Consider the following 16,293-nt stretch of genomic DNA (forward strand, 5'->3'; position numbering starts at 1 on the left):
AGAATGCTATGTTTACGCCGATTTGACCGTGAAGGAAATGGGAAACCGATGAGTAAGCCACCGTTATTTTTTGTCGCCGTCATTGCGTTGATCGCCGTGCTGGCCACGCAACGTTACTTCAAACAGCGCCAGCAGGAGGCGGAAAACGATCGCGCGCCGATGCGCAGTCTGCAGGTGACGGTGAGTGACAAGCGGAGCTTCCCGGTCGCCAAGACCCGTGCGCCGCAGCGCGAGCCGTTGGTCAACGAGCCGATGTATTACGAGGTGGTGTTCAGCCCTAACCAGGGTGGTGAAAACATTACGCTGCGGCTGAAGCAATGGCAGTACAACCCGATAGAAAAAGGCGCGCAGGGCACGTTAAACATGCAGGGCACGCGCTTCGTCTCGTTCACCGTTCAGCCGTAGCGGTCACTTTTTCTTGATGGGCGGCTGTTTCTTTTGCCAGGCCAGCAGCTCGAACACGCCAAAGATAAAGATCTTGGCCTCTTGCCAGTAGCTGATCGGCTGATCCTTCGGCTGGGTGGATTTCAACAGCACCAACTGCAGGCCGTGCATCACCACCATAAAGAACAGCGCCACGTCGATGAAATACTTCAGCGGCTTGGGAAACGGATGGAACAGGTTAGAGAGCAGGAAGCCCCATACGCACAGCATCAGCAGGCGGCCCAGATTAATCAGCATGGTCGGTTTTCTCTTGCGAACGAAGATAAAGGCGATAAGCCACCTGGCCGGCGACCTTCTCCCGGTGCAACTGCCAGCTGGCAGGCACGTCCGCCGCGGCGCTTTCCGCCTCGGCTTCTACATAGATCCAGGCCTCGTCGGCCAGCCAGCCCCGCTGCTCCAGCAGCAGGGCGGTCTCCGCCAGCAGGCCTTTGCGAAACGGCGGATCGAGGAACACCACGTCGAACGGTTGACCGTCGCCCGCCAGCCAGCTCAGCGCGTTGGTGTTGATAACCACCCCTTTGCCCTGCAGCAGCGCCAGATTTTTTTCCAGCTGCTGCGCCACCGGCCGCTCGAATTCCAACAGCGTGGCGCTGCCGGCATAGCGCGACAGCGCTTCCAGCCCTAATGCGCCGCTGCCGGCGAAGCAGTCCAGGCAGCGCGCGCCCTGAATCACCGGCGCCAGCCAGTTGAACAGGGTTTCGCGTACCCGATCGGTGGTGGGGCGCAGCCCCGGGCTGTTCGGCACCGGAAGCTTACGGCCGCGCCATTGGCCGCCGATGATGCGGATCTGTCCGGCTGCGGCCTGGGGCGGTTTTTTGGCCGCCGCCCGTGGCGAGAGTCTTGTCATAAGCGTTGTTTGATTTCTTTTGCGGCGCGGGGCCGCAGAGGTTAACGAAAAGTTGTCCCTATTCTACCGGTGACGGGCGTCGGGGGGAACGGTAAAACTTTGTTGTCTGATTTCACACCGGAAAGCATGCCGGATGCGTGTTGCTGCGCGAGGGAAAGTGATAGACTCGGCGGATTATTGTCAGCATATATCCTTCAGGTATGTAGGGTAAGCGAGCCTTCGGTACGGAGTAGAGTCATAACATGGCAAAAGATAAGAAACGTGGGTTTTTCTCCTGGCTGGGCTTTGGCCAGAAGGAAAAGGAAGAAGAGCAACAGCAACCTGAGCAGGCGGAAGCTCAGGCCGCGGAGACGCCGGCTGCACCGGCCGCCGCCAAGCTGGACGACAAGCTCCCCGCCCAGGAATCTGAACCTGCCGCCTCCGTCGACACCCCGGGAGAGTGGGATAACGGTCAGGCCGGCGAGCAAATCGCGGAAAATTTGCCGGCGGCGGCTGAACAGCCGGCGGCGCAAGCGCTGGCCGAAGAGATCGTCAGCGTCACCGAACAGGTGGCGGCGCAACAGCAACCGGTCGTTGAACCTGAGCCGGTCGTCGAGCCTGAGCCGGTCGTTGAGCCTGAGCCGGTCGTTGAGCCTGAGCCGGTGGTTGAACCCGAGCCGGTGGTTGAACCCGAGCCGGTCGTCGAACCTGAGCCGGTCGTCCAACCTGAGCCGGTGCCGGTCGTTGAACCTGAGCCGGTCGTCGAGCCTGAGCCGGTCGTTGAGCCTGAGCCGGTGGTTGAGCCTGAGCCGGTCGTCGAGCCTGAGCCGGTTGTTGAGCCTGAGCCGGTCGTCGAGCCTGAGCCGGTCGTCGAGCCTGAGCCGGTCGTTGAACCTGAATCCGTGCCGGAAGTGGAAGAAGAACCGCTTGAGCCGGTGGTGCCGGCCGCGGCGCAAGAACAGGAAAGGCCGACCAAAGAAGGCTTCTTCGCCCGCCTGAAACGCAGCCTGCTGAAGACCAAACAAAACCTCGGCTCCGGCTTTATGGGGCTGTTCCGCGGTAAAAAGATCGACGACGATCTGTTCGACGAGCTGGAAGAACAGCTGCTGATCGCTGACGTCGGCGTGGATACCACGCGCAAAATCATCACCTCCCTGACCCAGCACGCCAGCCGCAAGCAGCTGAAAGACGCCGAAGCGCTGTACGGCAAGCTGAAGGAGGAAATGTCCGAAATTCTGGCCAAGGTCGATCAGCCGCTGGATGTCAGCGGGAAAACCCCGTATGTCATCTTGATGGTCGGGGTGAACGGCGTGGGTAAAACCACCACCATCGGCAAGCTGGCGCGTCAATTCCAGGCGGAAGGCAAGTCGGTGATGCTGGCGGCGGGGGATACCTTCCGCGCCGCCGCGGTGGAGCAGCTGCAGGTGTGGGGTGAACGCAACCGCATTCCGGTGGTAGCGCAGCATACCGGCGCGGATTCCGCTTCGGTGATCTTCGATGCAGTGCAGGCCGCCAAGGCGCGCGGCATCGATGTGTTGATCGCCGATACCGCCGGCCGTCTGCAGAACAAATCGCACCTGATGGAAGAGCTGAAGAAGATCGTCCGCGTCATGAAAAAACTGGACGACCAGGCCCCCCATGAGGTTATGCTGACGCTCGATGCCAGCACCGGCCAGAATGCGGTCAGTCAGGCGAAATTATTTAATGAGGCCGTGGGCTTAACCGGCATCACGCTGACTAAACTGGACGGTACCGCCAAGGGCGGGGTGATCTTCGCCATCGCCGATCAGTTCGGTATCCCGATCCGCTATATCGGCGTCGGGGAAGGCATCGAAGATTTGCGGCCGTTTAAGGCTGACGATTTTATTGAGGCACTTTTTGCCCGAGAGGATTAATACGGATGATTCGCTTTGAACAGGTCAGTAAAGCTTATCTGGGCGGACGGCAAGCGCTGCAGGGGGTTGATTTCCATCTGCGCCCAGCGGAGATGGCGTTTCTGACCGGCCATTCCGGCGCGGGGAAAAGTACCCTGCTGAAACTGATTTGCGGTATCGAACGGCCCAGCGCCGGCCACATCTGGTTTGGCGGTCACGACATCAGTCGCTTGAAAAACCGCGAGGTGCCGTTCCTGCGTCGGCAGATCGGCATGATCTTCCAGGATCACCACCTGCTGCTGGATCGCACGGTGTATGACAACGTGGCGATGCCGCTGATCATCGCCGGCGCCAGCACCGAAGATATCCGCCGCCGCGTTTCCGCCGCGCTGGACAAGGTCGGTTTGCTGGATAAAGCGAAAAACTTCCCGATTCAGCTGTCCGGCGGTGAGCAGCAGCGCGTGGGCATCGCCCGTGCGGTGGTGAACAAGCCGGCGGTGCTGCTGGCGGATGAACCGACCGGTAACCTGGATGATGCGCTGTCGGAAGGCATTCTGCGCCTGTTTGAAGAATTCAACCGCGTCGGCGTGACCGTACTGATGGCGACGCACGACACCGGGCTTATCGCCCGCCGCAATTACCGCATCCTGACGCTGAGCCAGGGCCGCATGCAAGGGGGCGCTCACCATGGCCAATAACGCAAAAACCGCCAAGAGCAAGGCGCTGCGCGGCGGCTGGCGCGAACAGTGGCGTTACGCCTGGATGAACGCCATCAAAGACATGCTGCGTCAGCCGTTGGCGACGCTGCTGACGGTGATGGTGATCGCCATTTCCCTGACGCTGCCGAGTGTGTGCTACATCGTGTGGAAAAACGTCAGCACCGCGGCCAGCCAGTGGTATCCAACGCCGCAGCTGACCGTTTATCTGGATAAATCGCTCGATGACGACGCCGCGCTGAAAGTGCTCGACGCCATCAAGGCGGAAGCCGGCGTGGAGAAGGTCAATTACCTGTCGCGTGAAGAAGCGCGCGGCGAGTTCCGCAACTGGTCGGGCTTTGGCGGCGCGCTGGACATGCTGGAAGAGAACCCGCTGCCGGCGGTGGCGATCGTCACGCCGAAGATGAGCTTCCAGAGTTCGGATACCCTCAACACCCTGCGCGATCGCGTAGCGGCGGTGCAGGGCGTGGAAGAAGTGCGTATGGATGACAGCTGGTTTGCCCGCCTGGCGGCGCTGACCGGGCTGGCGGGTCAGATCGCGGCGATCATCGGCGTGCTGATGATCGTGGCGGTGTTCCTGGTGATCGGCAACAGCGTGCGTCTGAGCATCTTCAGCCGCCGCGACACCATTAACGTGATGAAGCTGATCGGTGCCACCGACGGCTTTATTCTGCGGCCGTTCCTCAACGGCGGGGCGATGCTGGGTTTTGCCGGCGCGCTGCTGTCGCTGGTGTTGTCCGGCGCGCTGGTGTGGCAGCTGGAGTCGGTGGTCGCCGGGGTGGCCAAGGTATTCGGCACCACCTTCACCTTGCACGGGCTGGGCTGGGATGAGGCGCTGCTGCTGCTGATCATCTCCGCGATGATCGGCTGGATCGCCGCCTGGCTGGCGACGGTGCAACATTTACGCCGATTTACACCACAGTAAGATTTTTTTGGTATACTCTTCTCCTGCTGCTTTTGATCGCGTTGCGGGAGAAGAGTGACCTCAAGCGAAGTCAGCACCATCCCTCTCTTCTTAGCGCACAAATTCCCTATCGGCCTGCACCCTCGTCACGTATTGTCAGCAACAATGCTTGCAAAAAAGGGTGAACTTTTAGGGCGGAGTACGGTCAAAAATTGCAGCAAATGTTAAGGTGCCCGGCGTGTGGAACCGCTTTTGCTTCAGCAACTGCCGTAGAATCAATCATTTCCCCGCTGTAATAATCACCTGCATGATTTTGTATTCTCATAGAGAGGGTTTGAATGACCAAAGAAATGCAAACTTTAGCCTTAGTACCCCAAGGTAGCTTGGAAGCCTATATCCGGGCAGCCAACGCCTATCCGATGCTGACGGCAGAGGAAGAGCGGGAGCTGGCTGAACGGCTGCATTATCAGGGCGATCTGGATGCCGCTAAGCAGCTCATCCTGTCTCACCTGCGCTTTGTCGCTCATATTGCCCGCAACTATTCAGGCTATGGTCTGCCGCAGGCGGATCTGATTCAGGAAGGCAACATCGGCCTGATGAAAGCCGTTCGCCGCTTCAACCCGGAAGTCGGCGTGCGTCTGGTTTCCTTTGCGGTGCATTGGATTAAGGCGGAAATCCACGAGTACGTATTGCGCAACTGGCGCATCGTGAAAGTGGCGACCACCAAAGCGCAGCGCAAGCTGTTCTTTAACCTGCGCAAAACCAAACAGCGTTTGGGCTGGTTCAACCAGGACGAAGTGGAACTGGTGGCCCGTGAGCTGGGCGTCACCAGCAAAGACGTGCGCGAGATGGAATCGCGCATGGCGGCGCAGGACATGACGTTCGATCCGACTCCGGACGACGAGGCCCGCGATGGCCAGTCGATGGCGCCGGTGCTGTACCTGCAGGACAAGAGCTCGGACTTCGCCGAAGGCATCGAGGAAGATAACTGGGAAAGCAACGCCGCAGACAAACTGGCCTATGCGCTGGAAGGTCTCGACGAGCGCAGCCAGCATATCATCCGCGCCCGTTGGCTGGATGACGACAATAAGTCGACACTGCAGGAGCTGGCCGATCAGTACGGCGTTTCCGCCGAACGCGTGCGCCAGCTGGAAAAGAACGCCATGAAGAAACTGAAAATGGCGATCGAAGCCTGAGTCGATGCGAGATTCGATAAAAAAAGCCCGGCGAGCCGGGCTTTTTAGTGCCTGAAATTCGGCGTTATGGCGCCACGGCGGCGAAGTCCGGCGCCGGGCAGTCGTAGCCGAATTTCGCCGCCCACGGATAACGGGTGCCGGTGTTGATATAGCGCTGATAAAGCGCCCGGCCGGTTTTGGCATCGCGTTTGATAACCCAGCTGGCGGCGTTACACAGCACGGCGGCATAGGCCTGGCTCTTAGGCGGCAGCAGATCGGCCGCCTGTTGCGCCAGCCCCACCGCCTGCCAGCGATAGTGCAGGAAACGGTTGTCTTCCGCCGGTAGCGCCGCCTTGGCGCGCGCCGCTTCGGCGCTGTCGATCCAGCTTTTATGCTTCAGCTCGCGGGTATCGAACGCATCTCCCAGATAGGAATAGCCGGCGCCATAGATGGCGTAATCCGGCGTCATCTCATAGCCGGTAAACTCCAGCCCCTGGGCGCGCAGCAGGTTGGCGGCGCGATAGTAAGCCTGCGCGCGCGCCAGCGGCGCAGCGGATTTGTCCTTGGCGGCCTTCAGCTCGTCGGCGAACTGCTGCGCCGCTTGCCGGTAGTTGGGAATATCGAAGTAGGCCAGCGCCTCCGGCGATCGCCCGGCGCGCATCAGCCGCCGCGCCAGCAGTTCGCGCAGCTGCACCTCCGGCGTGATCTGCTGGCCGCCGTAATCGTCCGGATTAACCGGCTTGAGCGGCGTCGTCGGCGCCGGGGCGTGCTTATCGACAAAGCCTTTCAACTCATCGACGGTCAGCACCCGTTCCGCCACGTCGGCCACGTCGGCCCAGTAAAGCGCTTTGCCGCGATACAGCAGGTCCATCGCCTGCAGATAGTCGCCTCGGTTCAGCGCCAGGATGGCCTGTTCGCCGGCCACCCGGCACTCCGGCACGATGGTTTCCGCGACGAAGTCGGCGTTGCGCTGTTCACCCCAGCTTTCGTCGGCGGGGAACGCGCTTGCCGCCTTGGCGTAGGCGGCGGTGGCGGCTTTCACGTCACCGTCGCGCAGCGCCATTTTGGCGCGCAGCCACCACGCCAGGCCGCTGTCGCCGGCGTTTTTCAGCAGGCTGGCCGCCATCGGGTACTGCCCCGAACGGTAAGCCAGCGCCGCCAGCCGATCGCTGCCGGCGAAGCCGCTTTTCACTGAGCCGTCCAGCAGCGTCAGGATCTGGTTGATGATTTGCGCGGAGCGGCCGTTGCCGTCGGTATCCGCCATTTGCAGGTTGCCGCTGCGGGCGAACAGCTCAATGGTCACCAGCTGCTGGATCAACGGATCGCCGATAATCTGTTTCAGCGTGTCCAAATGGTCGGGATTGACCAGGAAGCTGGAGACGTACTGCAGCGACTGCCCGCCGCTCGGATCGCCCTGCGCCGCCTGTTGCGCGTACAGATGGGCGGCGGGGGCGACGTCACCCAGCCACAGGTGGATGCGCGCCTGCTGCCCAAGGCTGCTCAGCGCCAACTGATCGGGATCGGCGGCGCCGCTTTTCACCCGGTCGATCACCTGCTGGAATGCCGTCAGCGCCTGTTCAAGCGCGGCTTTTGGCGGGTGCTCGGCGGCGGGGGCCGCTTCACCGGATTCGTTCACCGGCGTCCCGTGGTCAGCCATCAGTACGCGGCCAAGCGAATACTGCGCCCGCAGTCCCCAGTCGCCCTGTTCGGCGGCCGGTAGCTTCAGCACCTGCTGGAAATAGTCTGCGGCGCGCGGATCGTGGTTGGCGAAAGCCACGGCGCCCAGTTGATAGAGACGCGCGGCGTTGGACAACCCCTGCGTATTGACGGCGTCAGCCTCTTCCACCGTTTTGGCGGCGCGCATTTTGCCTATCGCTATCGTTTCCGGCGATTGCGGCATCGGTTTCGGCGGCATCGGCGGCGGCGGGGCTTGCCAGTGCGGCAACTGTTTATCCGTCGGCACCAGCCGGCCGGCTTCGAAGGCGAAATTGCCCTCCGGCATATACAGCAGGGTGCCGTTGCGATCGATCAGCAGCCGATTAGGAAAATCCGGGCCGCAGGCATAGCCGCCCAGCGGCAGTGCGGCGCCGATCAGCATGGCCAGCGGAAGAAGGCGGCGGGTGTTCCGTGCCGCGCGCGAATCAAGGTGTGACAAGGGTGCCTCCTGGCGTCAGTTGTTGGCAGCGCAGCCAGCCCAACGGCCGGGATTGCCCGGCGCGCAGCTGGTCGCTGCTGATGCGAATAAAGCGTTGCCGTTGCGGTGCGGATTCCAGCCGGTAGTTGCCGACCGCGTCCGCCGCCAGGCAGTCGTCGGCGCGGATGACCACCTCTTGCGGCAGCGGGGCGTCCACCGGCCCGTTGTTATGAATTATCAGATCATACAGCCCGTTTTGCTGCGGCTGAGGCCTAAATTTTACCTGCCAGTCTACATTCAGCGGCCGCTGTTCGATCACCGCTCGCAGCGTGGCGAGCGACCAGGCGCGCCGATCGTCCGCCAGCGGCAGTCGGAACCAAATCACGCCGCGCAGCCGGGGCGGCGTTTGCTGCGCCAGCGTTTGCAGAAAATCGGCGATCTGCTGCGGCGCGACCGTCAGTTCTCGGCCGTTGCCGGCTACGCGCAGCGAGGATTCGCTCTCCACCTGCGCGCCCTGCGCATCAAACCCCAACAGCGCCATGCCATAGGCCGGCAGCGCGACGCGAAACGGTTTCGGTGTGACGGCGGCGTACTGCCGCACCCAGCGCAGCGCCAGCGGGCCGTCAAACAGCCCCTGCTGCGGTGAGAGCACCGCATGCACTTGCAGAACGGAACTGTCGGCCTGTTGCAGTACGCCGGGCAAGTTGGGCGAGCCGATCCAGGCGGGCAGGGCGGTGATGCCGAGTTGCAAAGCGGCGGGCAGCCGTTGGCGCAGCCGCTGCAGAAAACGTTGGTAATCCGGCAGGCGAGCCGTGGCGGCGTCATGATCGATCTCGACGCCGGTGACGGGCAGCCCGGCCGCCTGCCAGCGCTGGGTGATCGCCAGCAGACGCTGGATAATGGCTTCTTGGTCCAGCTGCGGCAGCTGGCCGTCGAGGCGCGCTACCAGCCAGAGCGGGCGGCCGTCCCGCTTCAGCAGGCTGAGATCGGCCGGGATTTCCCGCCAGCCTTCGCGTGGATGCACCTGCAGCACCAGCACCCGCAGCGCGCCGAACAGATCGCGGCTACGCGCCAGCGCATCGGCGTGTTGCGGCGTCCAAACCCGCTGCCAAACGTAAACCTGCTGATCCCAGCCTGAGGCCTGGCGCAGCGCCTGCTGACGCCCGGCGAACCAGGCCGCCAACCCCAGCGCAATCAAGACCAGCGCCGCCAGCCAGCGTTTCATTTTTGCCAGAGATCGCCCTGCGGCGCGAAGCCGCAGGCGCGCATGAAGTTATCGACTTCCCCACGTTCGCGCGGCGCCAGACCGGCGGTCGACAGCTGCCAATGGGCGACCTGCGGCAGCTGACGCTGTGCATCTTGCACCAGGTAAAGACCGACGCCGCGGCGGCGCGTCACTTCGCGTACCAGCAGATCCAGCAGTTCGGCGCGGTCGTCCTGCAGCGCAATTTTCACCGCGCCCAGCAGACGCTCGTTGAAGCGGGCGGCGAACAGCGCCTTGCCGCCGCTCAGCCAGCTCTGCCACTGTTCCGGCTGCTGGTGCGGCCAAATTTTACCGAGGTCGATAAGGTCTTGCGGGGACAGCGCGGTCAGGCGCTCGATGGTCAGTTTCATGCAGAATTTCCGCGCAGCTAAATGATGCCGACAGTGTAATAGATCTTGTGCAGAGCGTTGTGTAAGTTTTTCTGTACGATTACTGTGCAATATGTTTTTTGCACGGGGCATTTTCCGAGTAAATAGTTAGTAAACGGATTGTTAACCAGCACAACGCGCTACGACTCAAGGTAAACAGCGCAGATTTAATTCGAATTTTATCCTGTTTACACCGCTTGTTTCTGTCGGATGAAGTTGATTTGCAGCAGAAAATTCCTGTTTAATGGTATGAAAAATAAAGTCTTATTAGAAAATAATGCCAACGAAGCGCCTAAATCATTATTACTTATAACAAAAGCGGTCAATAACGATCGGGCGCAGCCAAACACAACAGGTACGTTCACAACGACAGATGGGGATTTGCGGATGAAATTAACAACAGGTAAGGCACTGCTGGCGGGTTGTATTGCGATGGCCATGAGCCAGGCGGCCATGGCGAAAGACATCAAGGTGGCGATCGTCGGGGCAATGTCCGGCCCGGTCGCGCAGTATGGCGACATGGAATTTACCGGCGCGCGCCAGGCGATTGCCGACATTAACGCCAAGGGCGGCATCAAGGGCGACAAGCTGGTCGGCGTGGAATACGACGACGCCTGCGACCCGAAACAGGCGGTTGCGGTCGCCAACAAGGTGATCAACGACGGCATTCGCTACGTGATCGGCCACCTGTGCTCCTCATCCACCCAGCCGGCGTCCGATATCTATGAAGATGAAGGCGTGATCATGATTACCCCGGCGGCCACCAACGCCGATCTGACCACCCGCGGCTACAAGATGATCCTGCGCACCACCGGTCTGGATTCGGATCAGGGCCCGACCGCCGCCAAATACATCCTCAGCGACATCAAGCCGAAGCGCATCGCCGTGGTGCACGACAAGCAACAATACGGCGAAGGCCTGGCGCGCTCGGTGCGCGACAGCCTGAAAAAACAGGGCACCGAAGTGGCGATGTTCGAAGGCATCACCGCCGGCGACAAAGACTTCTCCACCCTGGTGGCGCGCCTGAAGAAAGAGAATATCGACTTCGTGTACTTCGGCGGTTACTACCCGGAAATGGGCCAGATCCTGCGTCAGGCCAAACAGGCCGGGTTGACTACCCGCTTCATGGGGCCGGAAGGCGTGGGCAACTCCTCACTGTCCAACATCGCCGGCGCCGCTTCGGAAGGCATGCTGGTGACGCTGCCGAAACGCTACGATCAGGTGCCTGCCAACCAGCCGATCGTCGATGCGTTGAAAGCCAAGAAGCTGGATCCGACCGGCCCGTTCGTCTGGACCACCTATGCCGCGCTGCAGTCGCTGACCACCGGCATGGAGCGCAGCGGCAGTCAGGAACCGGCGGACATCGTCAAGGATCTGAAAACCGGTAAGCCGGTGGAAACCGTGATGGGGCCGCTGACCTGGGATGACAAGGGCGACCTGAAAGGCTTCGAGTTCGGCGTGTTCGAATGGCATGCCAACGGCACGTCCACACCGATCAAATAAGCCATAATGATTAGGGTGGGGCGCAGCCCGCTGCGCCCGGCGGGTCGGCTTGTCGGCCCCGTCTCCCTTTACCCGCCGGTTCTCCGCCGGCGGGTTTCGCAGCCAAGGGTTCAGAGTATGTCAGAGCAGCTCCTCTATTTTCTGCAGCAGATGTTCAACGGCTTAACGTTGGGCAGCACCTATGCATTGATCGCCATCGGTTACACCATGGTTTACGGCATCATCGGCATGATCAACTTCGCCCATGGCGAGGTGTACATGATCGGCAGCTATGTCTCCTTTATCGTTATTGCCGCCCTGATGATGCTCGGCATCGACGTCGGCTGGCTGCTGATCGGCGCCGCGTTCCTGGTCTCGATCGTCATCGCCAGCGCCTACGGCTGGAGCATCGAGCGGGTGGCCTACAAGCCGGTGCGCAACTCCAAGCGCCTGATTGCGCTGATCTCGGCCATCGGCATGTCGATATTCCTGCAAAACTACGTCAGCCTGACGCAGGGCTCACGCGATCTGGCGCTGCCCAGCCTGGTCACCGGCCAGTGGGTGCTGGGGGAAAGCAACGGCTTCGCCGCCACCATCAGCACCATGCAGCTGACCATCTGGCTCGTGACCTTCCTGGCGATGCTGGCGCTGACGCTGTTTATCCGCTATTCGCGCATGGGCCGTGCCTGCCGCGCCTGTGCGGAAGATCTGAAGATGGCCAGCCTGCTGGGCATCAACACGGACCGGGTGATCTCGCTGACCTTCGTCATCGGTGCGGTGATGGCGGCGGTGGCCGGGGTGTTGCTCGGCCAGTTCTACGGCGTCATCAACCCTTACATCGGCTTCATGGCCGGTATGAAAGCCTTCACCGCCGCGGTTCTGGGCGGCATCGGCAGCATTCCGGGCGCGATGATCGGCGGCCTGGTGCTGGGCGTGGCGGAAGCGCTGACCTCCGCCTACCTGAGCACCGAATACAAAGACGTGGTGTCGTTCGCGCTGCTGATCGTGGTGCTGCTGATCATGCCGACCGGCATCCTCGGGCGTCCGGAGGTTGAGAAAGTATGAAACTCAATCTGCTCAATGCGCTGATCGCCACGGCGGTGCTGTTCGTGATGGCGTCGTTCCTGATGGGCATGCAGCTGAGCCTGGACGGCACCAAACTGGTGGTGCACGGCGCGGCGGAAGTGCGCTGGATGTGGATCGGCATCGGCTGCGTCATCGTCTTTTTCTTCCAGCTGTTGCGCCCGCTGCTGCAGCAGGGCCTGAAAAAGGTCTCCGGCCCGGCGTTCGTGCTGCCGAGCTTCGACGGCACCACGCCGCGGCAAAAGCTGCTGGCGGCTCTGCTGCTCGTCGCGGCGGTCGCCTGGCCGTTCCTGGTGTCGCGCGGCACGGTGGATATCGCCACCCTGACGCTGATCTACGTGATGCTGGGCCTCGGCCTCAACGTGGTGGTGGGCCTGTCCGGTCTGCTGGTGCTCGGCTACGGCGGTTTCTACGCCATCGGCGCCTACACCTATGCGCTGCTGAATCATTATTACGGCCTCGGCTTTTGGGAGAGCCTGCCGCTGGCGGGTATCGTCACCGCCGCCTTCGGCTTCCTGCTCGGTTTCCCGGTGCTGCGGCTGCGCGGCGACTATCTGGCGATCGTGACGCTCGGCTTCGGTGAGATCGTGCGCATTCTGCTGCTGAACAATACCGAGATCACCGGCGGGCCGAACGGCATCAGCCAGATCCCGAAACCGACCTTCTTCGGCCTGGAGTTTAACCGCAGCGTGCGCGACGGCGGCTGGGATACCTTCCATAACGTCTTCGGCCTGAAATACGATCCGAGCGATCGCATCGTATTTTTGTACCTGGTGGCGTTGCTGCTGGTGGTGCTGACGCTGTTCGTCATCAACCGCCTGCTGCGCATGCCGCTCGGGCGCGCCTGGGAAGCGCTGCGCGAAGACGAGATCGCCTGCCGCTCGCTGGGCCTCAGCCCGACGCGCATCAAGCTGACCGCCTTTACCATCAGCGCCGCGTTCGCCGGGTTTGCCGGCACGCTGTTCGCCGCGCGCCAGGGGTTCGTCAGCCCGGAATCCTTCACCTTCGTCGAGTCGGCCTTCGTGTTGGCGATCGTCGTACTGGGGGGCATGGGCTCGCAGTTAGCGGTCATTCTGGCGGCGATCCTGCTGGTGGTGTCGCGCGAGCTGATGCGCGATCTGAATGAATATAGCATGCTGCTGCTGGGGGCGCTGATGGTGCTGATGATGATTTGGCGGCCGCAGGGGCTGTTGCCGATGAAGCGGCCGCAGCTGAAGCTGCAGGCGGCGGACATTCACGCGGGCAAGGGGGAACAGGCATGAGCGTTCAACCTTTACTGCAGGTGGAAGGCCTGTCGATGCGTTTTGGCGGGCTGCTGGCGGTCAACAATGTCGCGTTGACGCTCAATGAAGGCGAAATCGTGTCGCTGATCGGCCCCAACGGCGCCGGTAAAACCACGGTGTTTAACTGCCTGACCGGTTTCTACCGCCCGAGCGGCGGCACCATCAAATTGCGCGATCGCCATCTGGAAGGGCTGGCGGGGCAGGCCATCGCCCGTATGGGCGTAGTGCGCACCTTCCAGCATGTGCGGCTGTTCCGTGAAATGACGGTGATTGAGAACCTGTTGGTGGCGCAGCATCAGCACCTGAAAAGTGGCGTGTTCGCTGGGCTGCTGAAAACCCCGGCCTTCCGCCGCGCCGAAGCCGAGGCGCTGGCGCGCGCGGCGGAGTGGCTGGAGCGCGTCGGCCTGCTATCGATGGCCAACCGTTCGGCGGGCAACCTGGCCTACGGGCAGCAGCGTCGGCTGGAGATCGCCCGCTGCATGGTGACCCGGCCGGAGCTGCTGATGCTGGACGAACCGGCCGCCGGTCTGAACCCGAAAGAGACCGACGAGCTGGATCATCTGATCGTCGAGCTGCGCGATCGGCATAAGGTCTCGGTGTTGCTGATCGAGCACGACATGAAGCTGGTGATGGGCATCTCCGATCGCATTTACGTGGTGAATCAGGGCACGCCGCTGGCGCAGGGCACACCGGCGGAGATCCGCAACAACCCGGACGTGATCCGGGCTTATTTGGGCGAATAATAATATGTTGTCATTCAATCAGGTATCCGCCCATTACGGCAAAATTCAGGCGCTGCATCAGGTCAGTCTCACGATTAGTCAGGGCGAAATCGTGACGTTAATCGGCGCCAACGGCGCCGGTAAAACCACGCTGCTCGGCACCCTGTGCGGCGAACCGCGCGCCAGCGAAGGCAGCATCGTCTTCCAGGGGCAGGACATCACCCAGTGGCAAACCTCGCGCATCATGCGCGAAGCGGTGGCGATCGTGCCGGAAGGGCGGCGCGTCTTCTCGCGCATGACGGTGGAAGAAAACCTGGCGATGGGCGGCTTCTTCGCCGATCGTCACCAATATCAGCAGCGCATCGAACGGGTGTTCACGCTGTTCCCGCGCCTGCTGGAGCGCCGAAGCCAGCGTGCCGGCACCATGTCCGGCGGCGAACAGCAGATGTTGGCCATCGGCCGCGCGCTGATGAGCCAGCCGAAGCTGCTGCTGCTCGACGAACCTTCGCTTGGGCTGGCGCCCATCATCATCCAGCAGATTTTCGACATCATTCAGCAGCTGCGGGAAGAGGGCATGACCATCTTCCTGGTGGAGCAAAACGCCAATCAGGCGCTGAAATTGGCGGACCGCGGTTATGTGCTGGAAAACGGCCGCGTGGTGTTGGAAGATACGGGGGCTGCATTGTTAGCCAACGAAGCAGTGAGGTCGGCGTATCTGGGCGGTTAATCCGCCCCCCTACGAATTAAAATAATCAGGTACGAGAAGAAGAAATGAAGACAGAAGGGTTACTCGCGCAGCGCATCGTTAACGTAAAAAGTTCGGCCATCCGTGAATTGCTTAAGCACAGCAAGATGGAACACGTCATTTCGCTGGCGGGCGGCATCCCCTCTGATGCGTTGTTCGATTTCGAAGGATTGAGCATCGCCACCCAGCAGGCGATCACCGAACAGCCGAAAAGCGCATTCCAGTATGGCCTGACCGAGGGCAGCCCGCTGCTGCGTGAGCGCATTTGCGCGCTGTGCGCCGAGCGCGGCGTCACCGCGCGCGCAGAAGAGGTGATGGTCACCGCCGGCTCTCAGCAGGCCCTGGATTTGGTGATGCGCGCCATCGTCAACCCGGGCGACGTGTTCGTGGTGGAGCGCCCGACCTACCTGGCGGCGCTGCAAACGCTGGAACTGGCGGAGGCCAACATCATGTCGGTCTCGTCCGACAGCGACGGCATGGTGGTGGAAGAGCTGGCCGAGCTGCTGAAAACCCAGCGCATCAAGGGCGTGTACGTGGTGCCGAACTTCGGCAACCCCAGCGGCATCACCCTCAGCGCCGCGCGCCGCGAACTGCTGGTGAAGCTGGCCGCCGAACATAACTTCCTGATCATCGAAGACGATCCGTACGGCGAGCTGCGTTTCACCGAAGAGCGCCACCCGACGCTGCATCAGGTGTCGCAGCAGGTGCTGGGCAACACCGACCACATCATCTATACCTCGACCTTTTCCAAGATCCTGGCGCCGGGCCTGCGTTTGGGCTGGGCGATCCTGCCGCCGTTCCTGCTGCATAAAGTGGCGATCATCAAACAGGCGGCGGATCTGCACGCCAGCGCCCTGTCGCAGAGCATCGTCGAATGCTACCTTGGCCTGGATCGCCTGCCGGCGCAGATCGACAAGATCCGCGCCGCCTATAAACACAAGGGCGAGATCCTGGCCGGTTTGGTGGAGCAGGAGCTGGGCGACTACATCACCTTCGATAAACCGAAGGGCGGCATGTTCCTGTGGGCGCGTTTCCGCCAGCCGTTCAACGCCACCGAATGGCTGAACACCACGCTGCAGCAGGGCGTGGTGTTCGTGCCGGGGGAATACTTCTTCTCCGACAACCCGGATCGTTCGACCTTCCGCCTGTCGTTCGCCACCGCCACCGAGCAGCAGATGCAAGAAGCGGTCGCGCGCCTGCGCCGTTCGCTGTAATCCTCGCGGCGGCGGAGCCCATGCCCGCCGCCGACATCAAACCGCCATCTTCACTTCAC

At 61.7% G+C, this 16,293-nt stretch carries 16 protein-coding genes; 11 read left to right on the forward strand and 5 right to left on the reverse strand.

Annotated features, from left to right (window positions below; genetic code table 11):
* The first annotated feature begins 48 nt into the window (after positions 1-48).
* Positions 49-405: a DUF2500 domain-containing protein gene (locus ACUTQY_RS20010; protein ID WP_033644996.1), complete on the forward strand. Its 357-nt coding sequence runs from the start codon at positions 49-51 to the stop codon at positions 403-405.
* 3 nt (positions 406-408) lie between these two features.
* Here ACUTQY_RS20010 and ACUTQY_RS20015 read toward each other — a convergent pair whose 3' ends face one another.
* Positions 409-681: a DUF1145 family protein gene (locus ACUTQY_RS20015; RefSeq protein ID WP_004934327.1), complete on the reverse strand. Its 273-nt coding sequence runs from the start codon at positions 679-681 to the stop codon at positions 409-411.
* Entirely contained in the window at positions 671-1,291 is a 621-nt protein-coding gene (gene rsmD, locus ACUTQY_RS20020) for a 16S rRNA (guanine(966)-N(2))-methyltransferase (protein ID WP_033644994.1), read from the reverse strand. The genes ACUTQY_RS20015 and rsmD overlap by 11 nt, the downstream gene beginning before the upstream one ends.
* 242 nt (positions 1,292-1,533) lie before the next feature.
* Here rsmD and ftsY point away from each other — a divergent pair, with 242 nt between their 5' ends.
* From ftsY to rpoH, 4 genes are all read left to right on the forward strand, one after another.
* Positions 1,534-3,165, forward strand: coding sequence for a signal recognition particle-docking protein FtsY (gene ftsY / locus ACUTQY_RS20025; RefSeq protein WP_046688056.1), 1,632 nt, complete (start codon positions 1,534-1,536; stop codon positions 3,163-3,165).
* A 5-nt stretch (positions 3,166-3,170) separates the two neighbouring features.
* Positions 3,171-3,842 (forward strand): cell division ATP-binding protein FtsE, encoded by a 672-nt coding sequence (gene ftsE, locus ACUTQY_RS20030; protein WP_004934337.1) that lies wholly within the window; start codon positions 3,171-3,173, stop codon positions 3,840-3,842.
* The gene (ftsX, locus tag ACUTQY_RS20035) at positions 3,832-4,785 is read left to right on the forward strand and encodes a permease-like cell division protein FtsX (protein ID WP_033636680.1); all 954 of its coding nucleotides are present in this window, start codon (positions 3,832-3,834) and stop codon (positions 4,783-4,785) included. The genes ftsE and ftsX overlap by 11 nt, the downstream gene beginning before the upstream one ends.
* A 317-nt stretch (positions 4,786-5,102) precedes the next feature.
* On the forward strand, positions 5,103-5,960 hold the full coding sequence (rpoH, locus tag ACUTQY_RS20040; protein WP_004934345.1) for an RNA polymerase sigma factor RpoH: 858 nt from the start codon (positions 5,103-5,105) through the stop codon (positions 5,958-5,960).
* A 64-nt stretch (positions 5,961-6,024) separates the two neighbouring features.
* On the opposite strand, the gene ACUTQY_RS20045 is transcribed toward rpoH, so the two are convergent.
* The 3 genes from ACUTQY_RS20045 to panM are packed head-to-tail and all read right to left on the reverse strand — an operon-like array spanning position 6,025 to position 9,687.
* A complete protein-coding gene (locus tag ACUTQY_RS20045) occupies positions 6,025-8,037 on the reverse strand; it encodes a hypothetical protein (RefSeq protein WP_405053043.1) in 2,013 nt (670 codons plus the stop codon).
* Between the two features lie 43 nt (positions 8,038-8,080).
* Positions 8,081-9,298, reverse strand: coding sequence for a DUF3142 domain-containing protein (locus ACUTQY_RS20050; RefSeq protein WP_033644989.1), 1,218 nt, complete (start codon positions 9,296-9,298; stop codon positions 8,081-8,083).
* Positions 9,295-9,687 (reverse strand): aspartate 1-decarboxylase autocleavage activator PanM, encoded by a 393-nt coding sequence (gene panM, locus ACUTQY_RS20055; protein WP_033644987.1) that lies wholly within the window; start codon positions 9,685-9,687, stop codon positions 9,295-9,297. Before panM ends, ACUTQY_RS20050 begins: the two co-directional genes overlap by 4 nt.
* Positions 9,688-10,092: 405 nt before the next feature.
* On the opposite strand from panM, the gene ACUTQY_RS20060 reads away from it, so the two are divergent.
* The 6 genes from ACUTQY_RS20060 (at position 10,093) to ACUTQY_RS20085 (ending at position 16,234) form a co-directional block, all read left to right on the forward strand.
* A complete protein-coding gene (locus ACUTQY_RS20060; RefSeq protein ID WP_025304902.1) occupies positions 10,093-11,208 on the forward strand; it encodes a branched-chain amino acid ABC transporter substrate-binding protein in 1,116 nt (371 codons plus the stop codon).
* Positions 11,209-11,325: 117 nt separating this feature from the next.
* Positions 11,326-12,252: a high-affinity branched-chain amino acid ABC transporter permease LivH gene (gene livH / locus ACUTQY_RS20065; RefSeq protein WP_015376290.1), complete on the forward strand. Its 927-nt coding sequence runs from the start codon at positions 11,326-11,328 to the stop codon at positions 12,250-12,252.
* Complete coding sequence (locus tag ACUTQY_RS20070) at positions 12,249-13,532, forward strand: high-affinity branched-chain amino acid ABC transporter permease LivM (protein WP_445583312.1); 1,284 nt, start codon at positions 12,249-12,251, stop codon at positions 13,530-13,532. The genes livH and ACUTQY_RS20070 overlap by 4 nt, the downstream gene beginning before the upstream one ends.
* The gene (livG, locus tag ACUTQY_RS20075) at positions 13,529-14,296 is read left to right on the forward strand and encodes a high-affinity branched-chain amino acid ABC transporter ATP-binding protein LivG (RefSeq protein ID WP_004934389.1); all 768 of its coding nucleotides are present in this window, start codon (positions 13,529-13,531) and stop codon (positions 14,294-14,296) included. Before ACUTQY_RS20070 ends, livG begins: the two co-directional genes overlap by 4 nt.
* Before the next feature lie 4 nt (positions 14,297-14,300).
* Positions 14,301-15,002, forward strand: a complete 702-nt coding sequence (gene livF / locus ACUTQY_RS20080; RefSeq protein WP_015376292.1) for a high-affinity branched-chain amino acid ABC transporter ATP-binding protein LivF — start codon at positions 14,301-14,303, stop codon at positions 15,000-15,002.
* A 44-nt stretch (positions 15,003-15,046) separates the two neighbouring features.
* Positions 15,047-16,234: an aminotransferase-like domain-containing protein gene (locus ACUTQY_RS20085; RefSeq protein WP_033652643.1), complete on the forward strand. Its 1,188-nt coding sequence runs from the start codon at positions 15,047-15,049 to the stop codon at positions 16,232-16,234.
* Positions 16,235-16,293 lie beyond the last annotated feature (59 nt).

The organism is Serratia sp. TSA_130.1 (assembly GCF_052691795.1).

Excerpts from the sequence above, each read along its gene's own strand:
- ACUTQY_RS20070 (WP_445583312.1), top strand. The coding sequence starts at position 12,249 with ATGAAACTCAATCTGCTCAATGCGCTGATCGCCACGGCGGTGCTGTTC.
- ftsX (WP_033636680.1), top strand. The coding sequence starts at position 3,832 with ATGGCCAATAACGCAAAAACCGCCAAGAGCAAGGCGCTGCGCGGCGGC.
- ACUTQY_RS20010 (WP_033644996.1), top strand. The coding sequence starts at position 49 with ATGAGTAAGCCACCGTTATTTTTTGTCGCCGTCATTGCGTTGATCGCC.
- ACUTQY_RS20085 (WP_033652643.1), top strand. The coding sequence starts at position 15,047 with ATGAAGACAGAAGGGTTACTCGCGCAGCGCATCGTTAACGTAAAAAGT.
- ftsE (WP_004934337.1), top strand. The coding sequence starts at position 3,171 with ATGATTCGCTTTGAACAGGTCAGTAAAGCTTATCTGGGCGGACGGCAA.
- ACUTQY_RS20045 (WP_405053043.1), bottom strand. The coding sequence starts at position 8,037 with ATGCTGATCGGCGCCGCACTGCCGCTGGGCGGCTATGCCTGCGGCCCG.
- livH (WP_015376290.1), top strand. The coding sequence starts at position 11,326 with ATGTCAGAGCAGCTCCTCTATTTTCTGCAGCAGATGTTCAACGGCTTA.
- rsmD (WP_033644994.1), bottom strand. The coding sequence starts at position 1,291 with ATGACAAGACTCTCGCCACGGGCGGCGGCCAAAAAACCGCCCCAGGCC.
- livF (WP_015376292.1), top strand. The coding sequence starts at position 14,301 with ATGTTGTCATTCAATCAGGTATCCGCCCATTACGGCAAAATTCAGGCG.
- livG (WP_004934389.1), top strand. The coding sequence starts at position 13,529 with ATGAGCGTTCAACCTTTACTGCAGGTGGAAGGCCTGTCGATGCGTTTT.
- panM (WP_033644987.1), bottom strand. The coding sequence starts at position 9,687 with ATGAAACTGACCATCGAGCGCCTGACCGCGCTGTCCCCGCAAGACCTT.
- ACUTQY_RS20015 (WP_004934327.1), bottom strand. The coding sequence starts at position 681 with ATGCTGATTAATCTGGGCCGCCTGCTGATGCTGTGCGTATGGGGCTTC.
- ftsY (WP_046688056.1), top strand. The coding sequence starts at position 1,534 with ATGGCAAAAGATAAGAAACGTGGGTTTTTCTCCTGGCTGGGCTTTGGC.
- rpoH (WP_004934345.1), top strand. The coding sequence starts at position 5,103 with ATGACCAAAGAAATGCAAACTTTAGCCTTAGTACCCCAAGGTAGCTTG.
- ACUTQY_RS20050 (WP_033644989.1), bottom strand. The coding sequence starts at position 9,298 with ATGAAACGCTGGCTGGCGGCGCTGGTCTTGATTGCGCTGGGGTTGGCG.
- ACUTQY_RS20060 (WP_025304902.1), top strand. The coding sequence starts at position 10,093 with ATGAAATTAACAACAGGTAAGGCACTGCTGGCGGGTTGTATTGCGATG.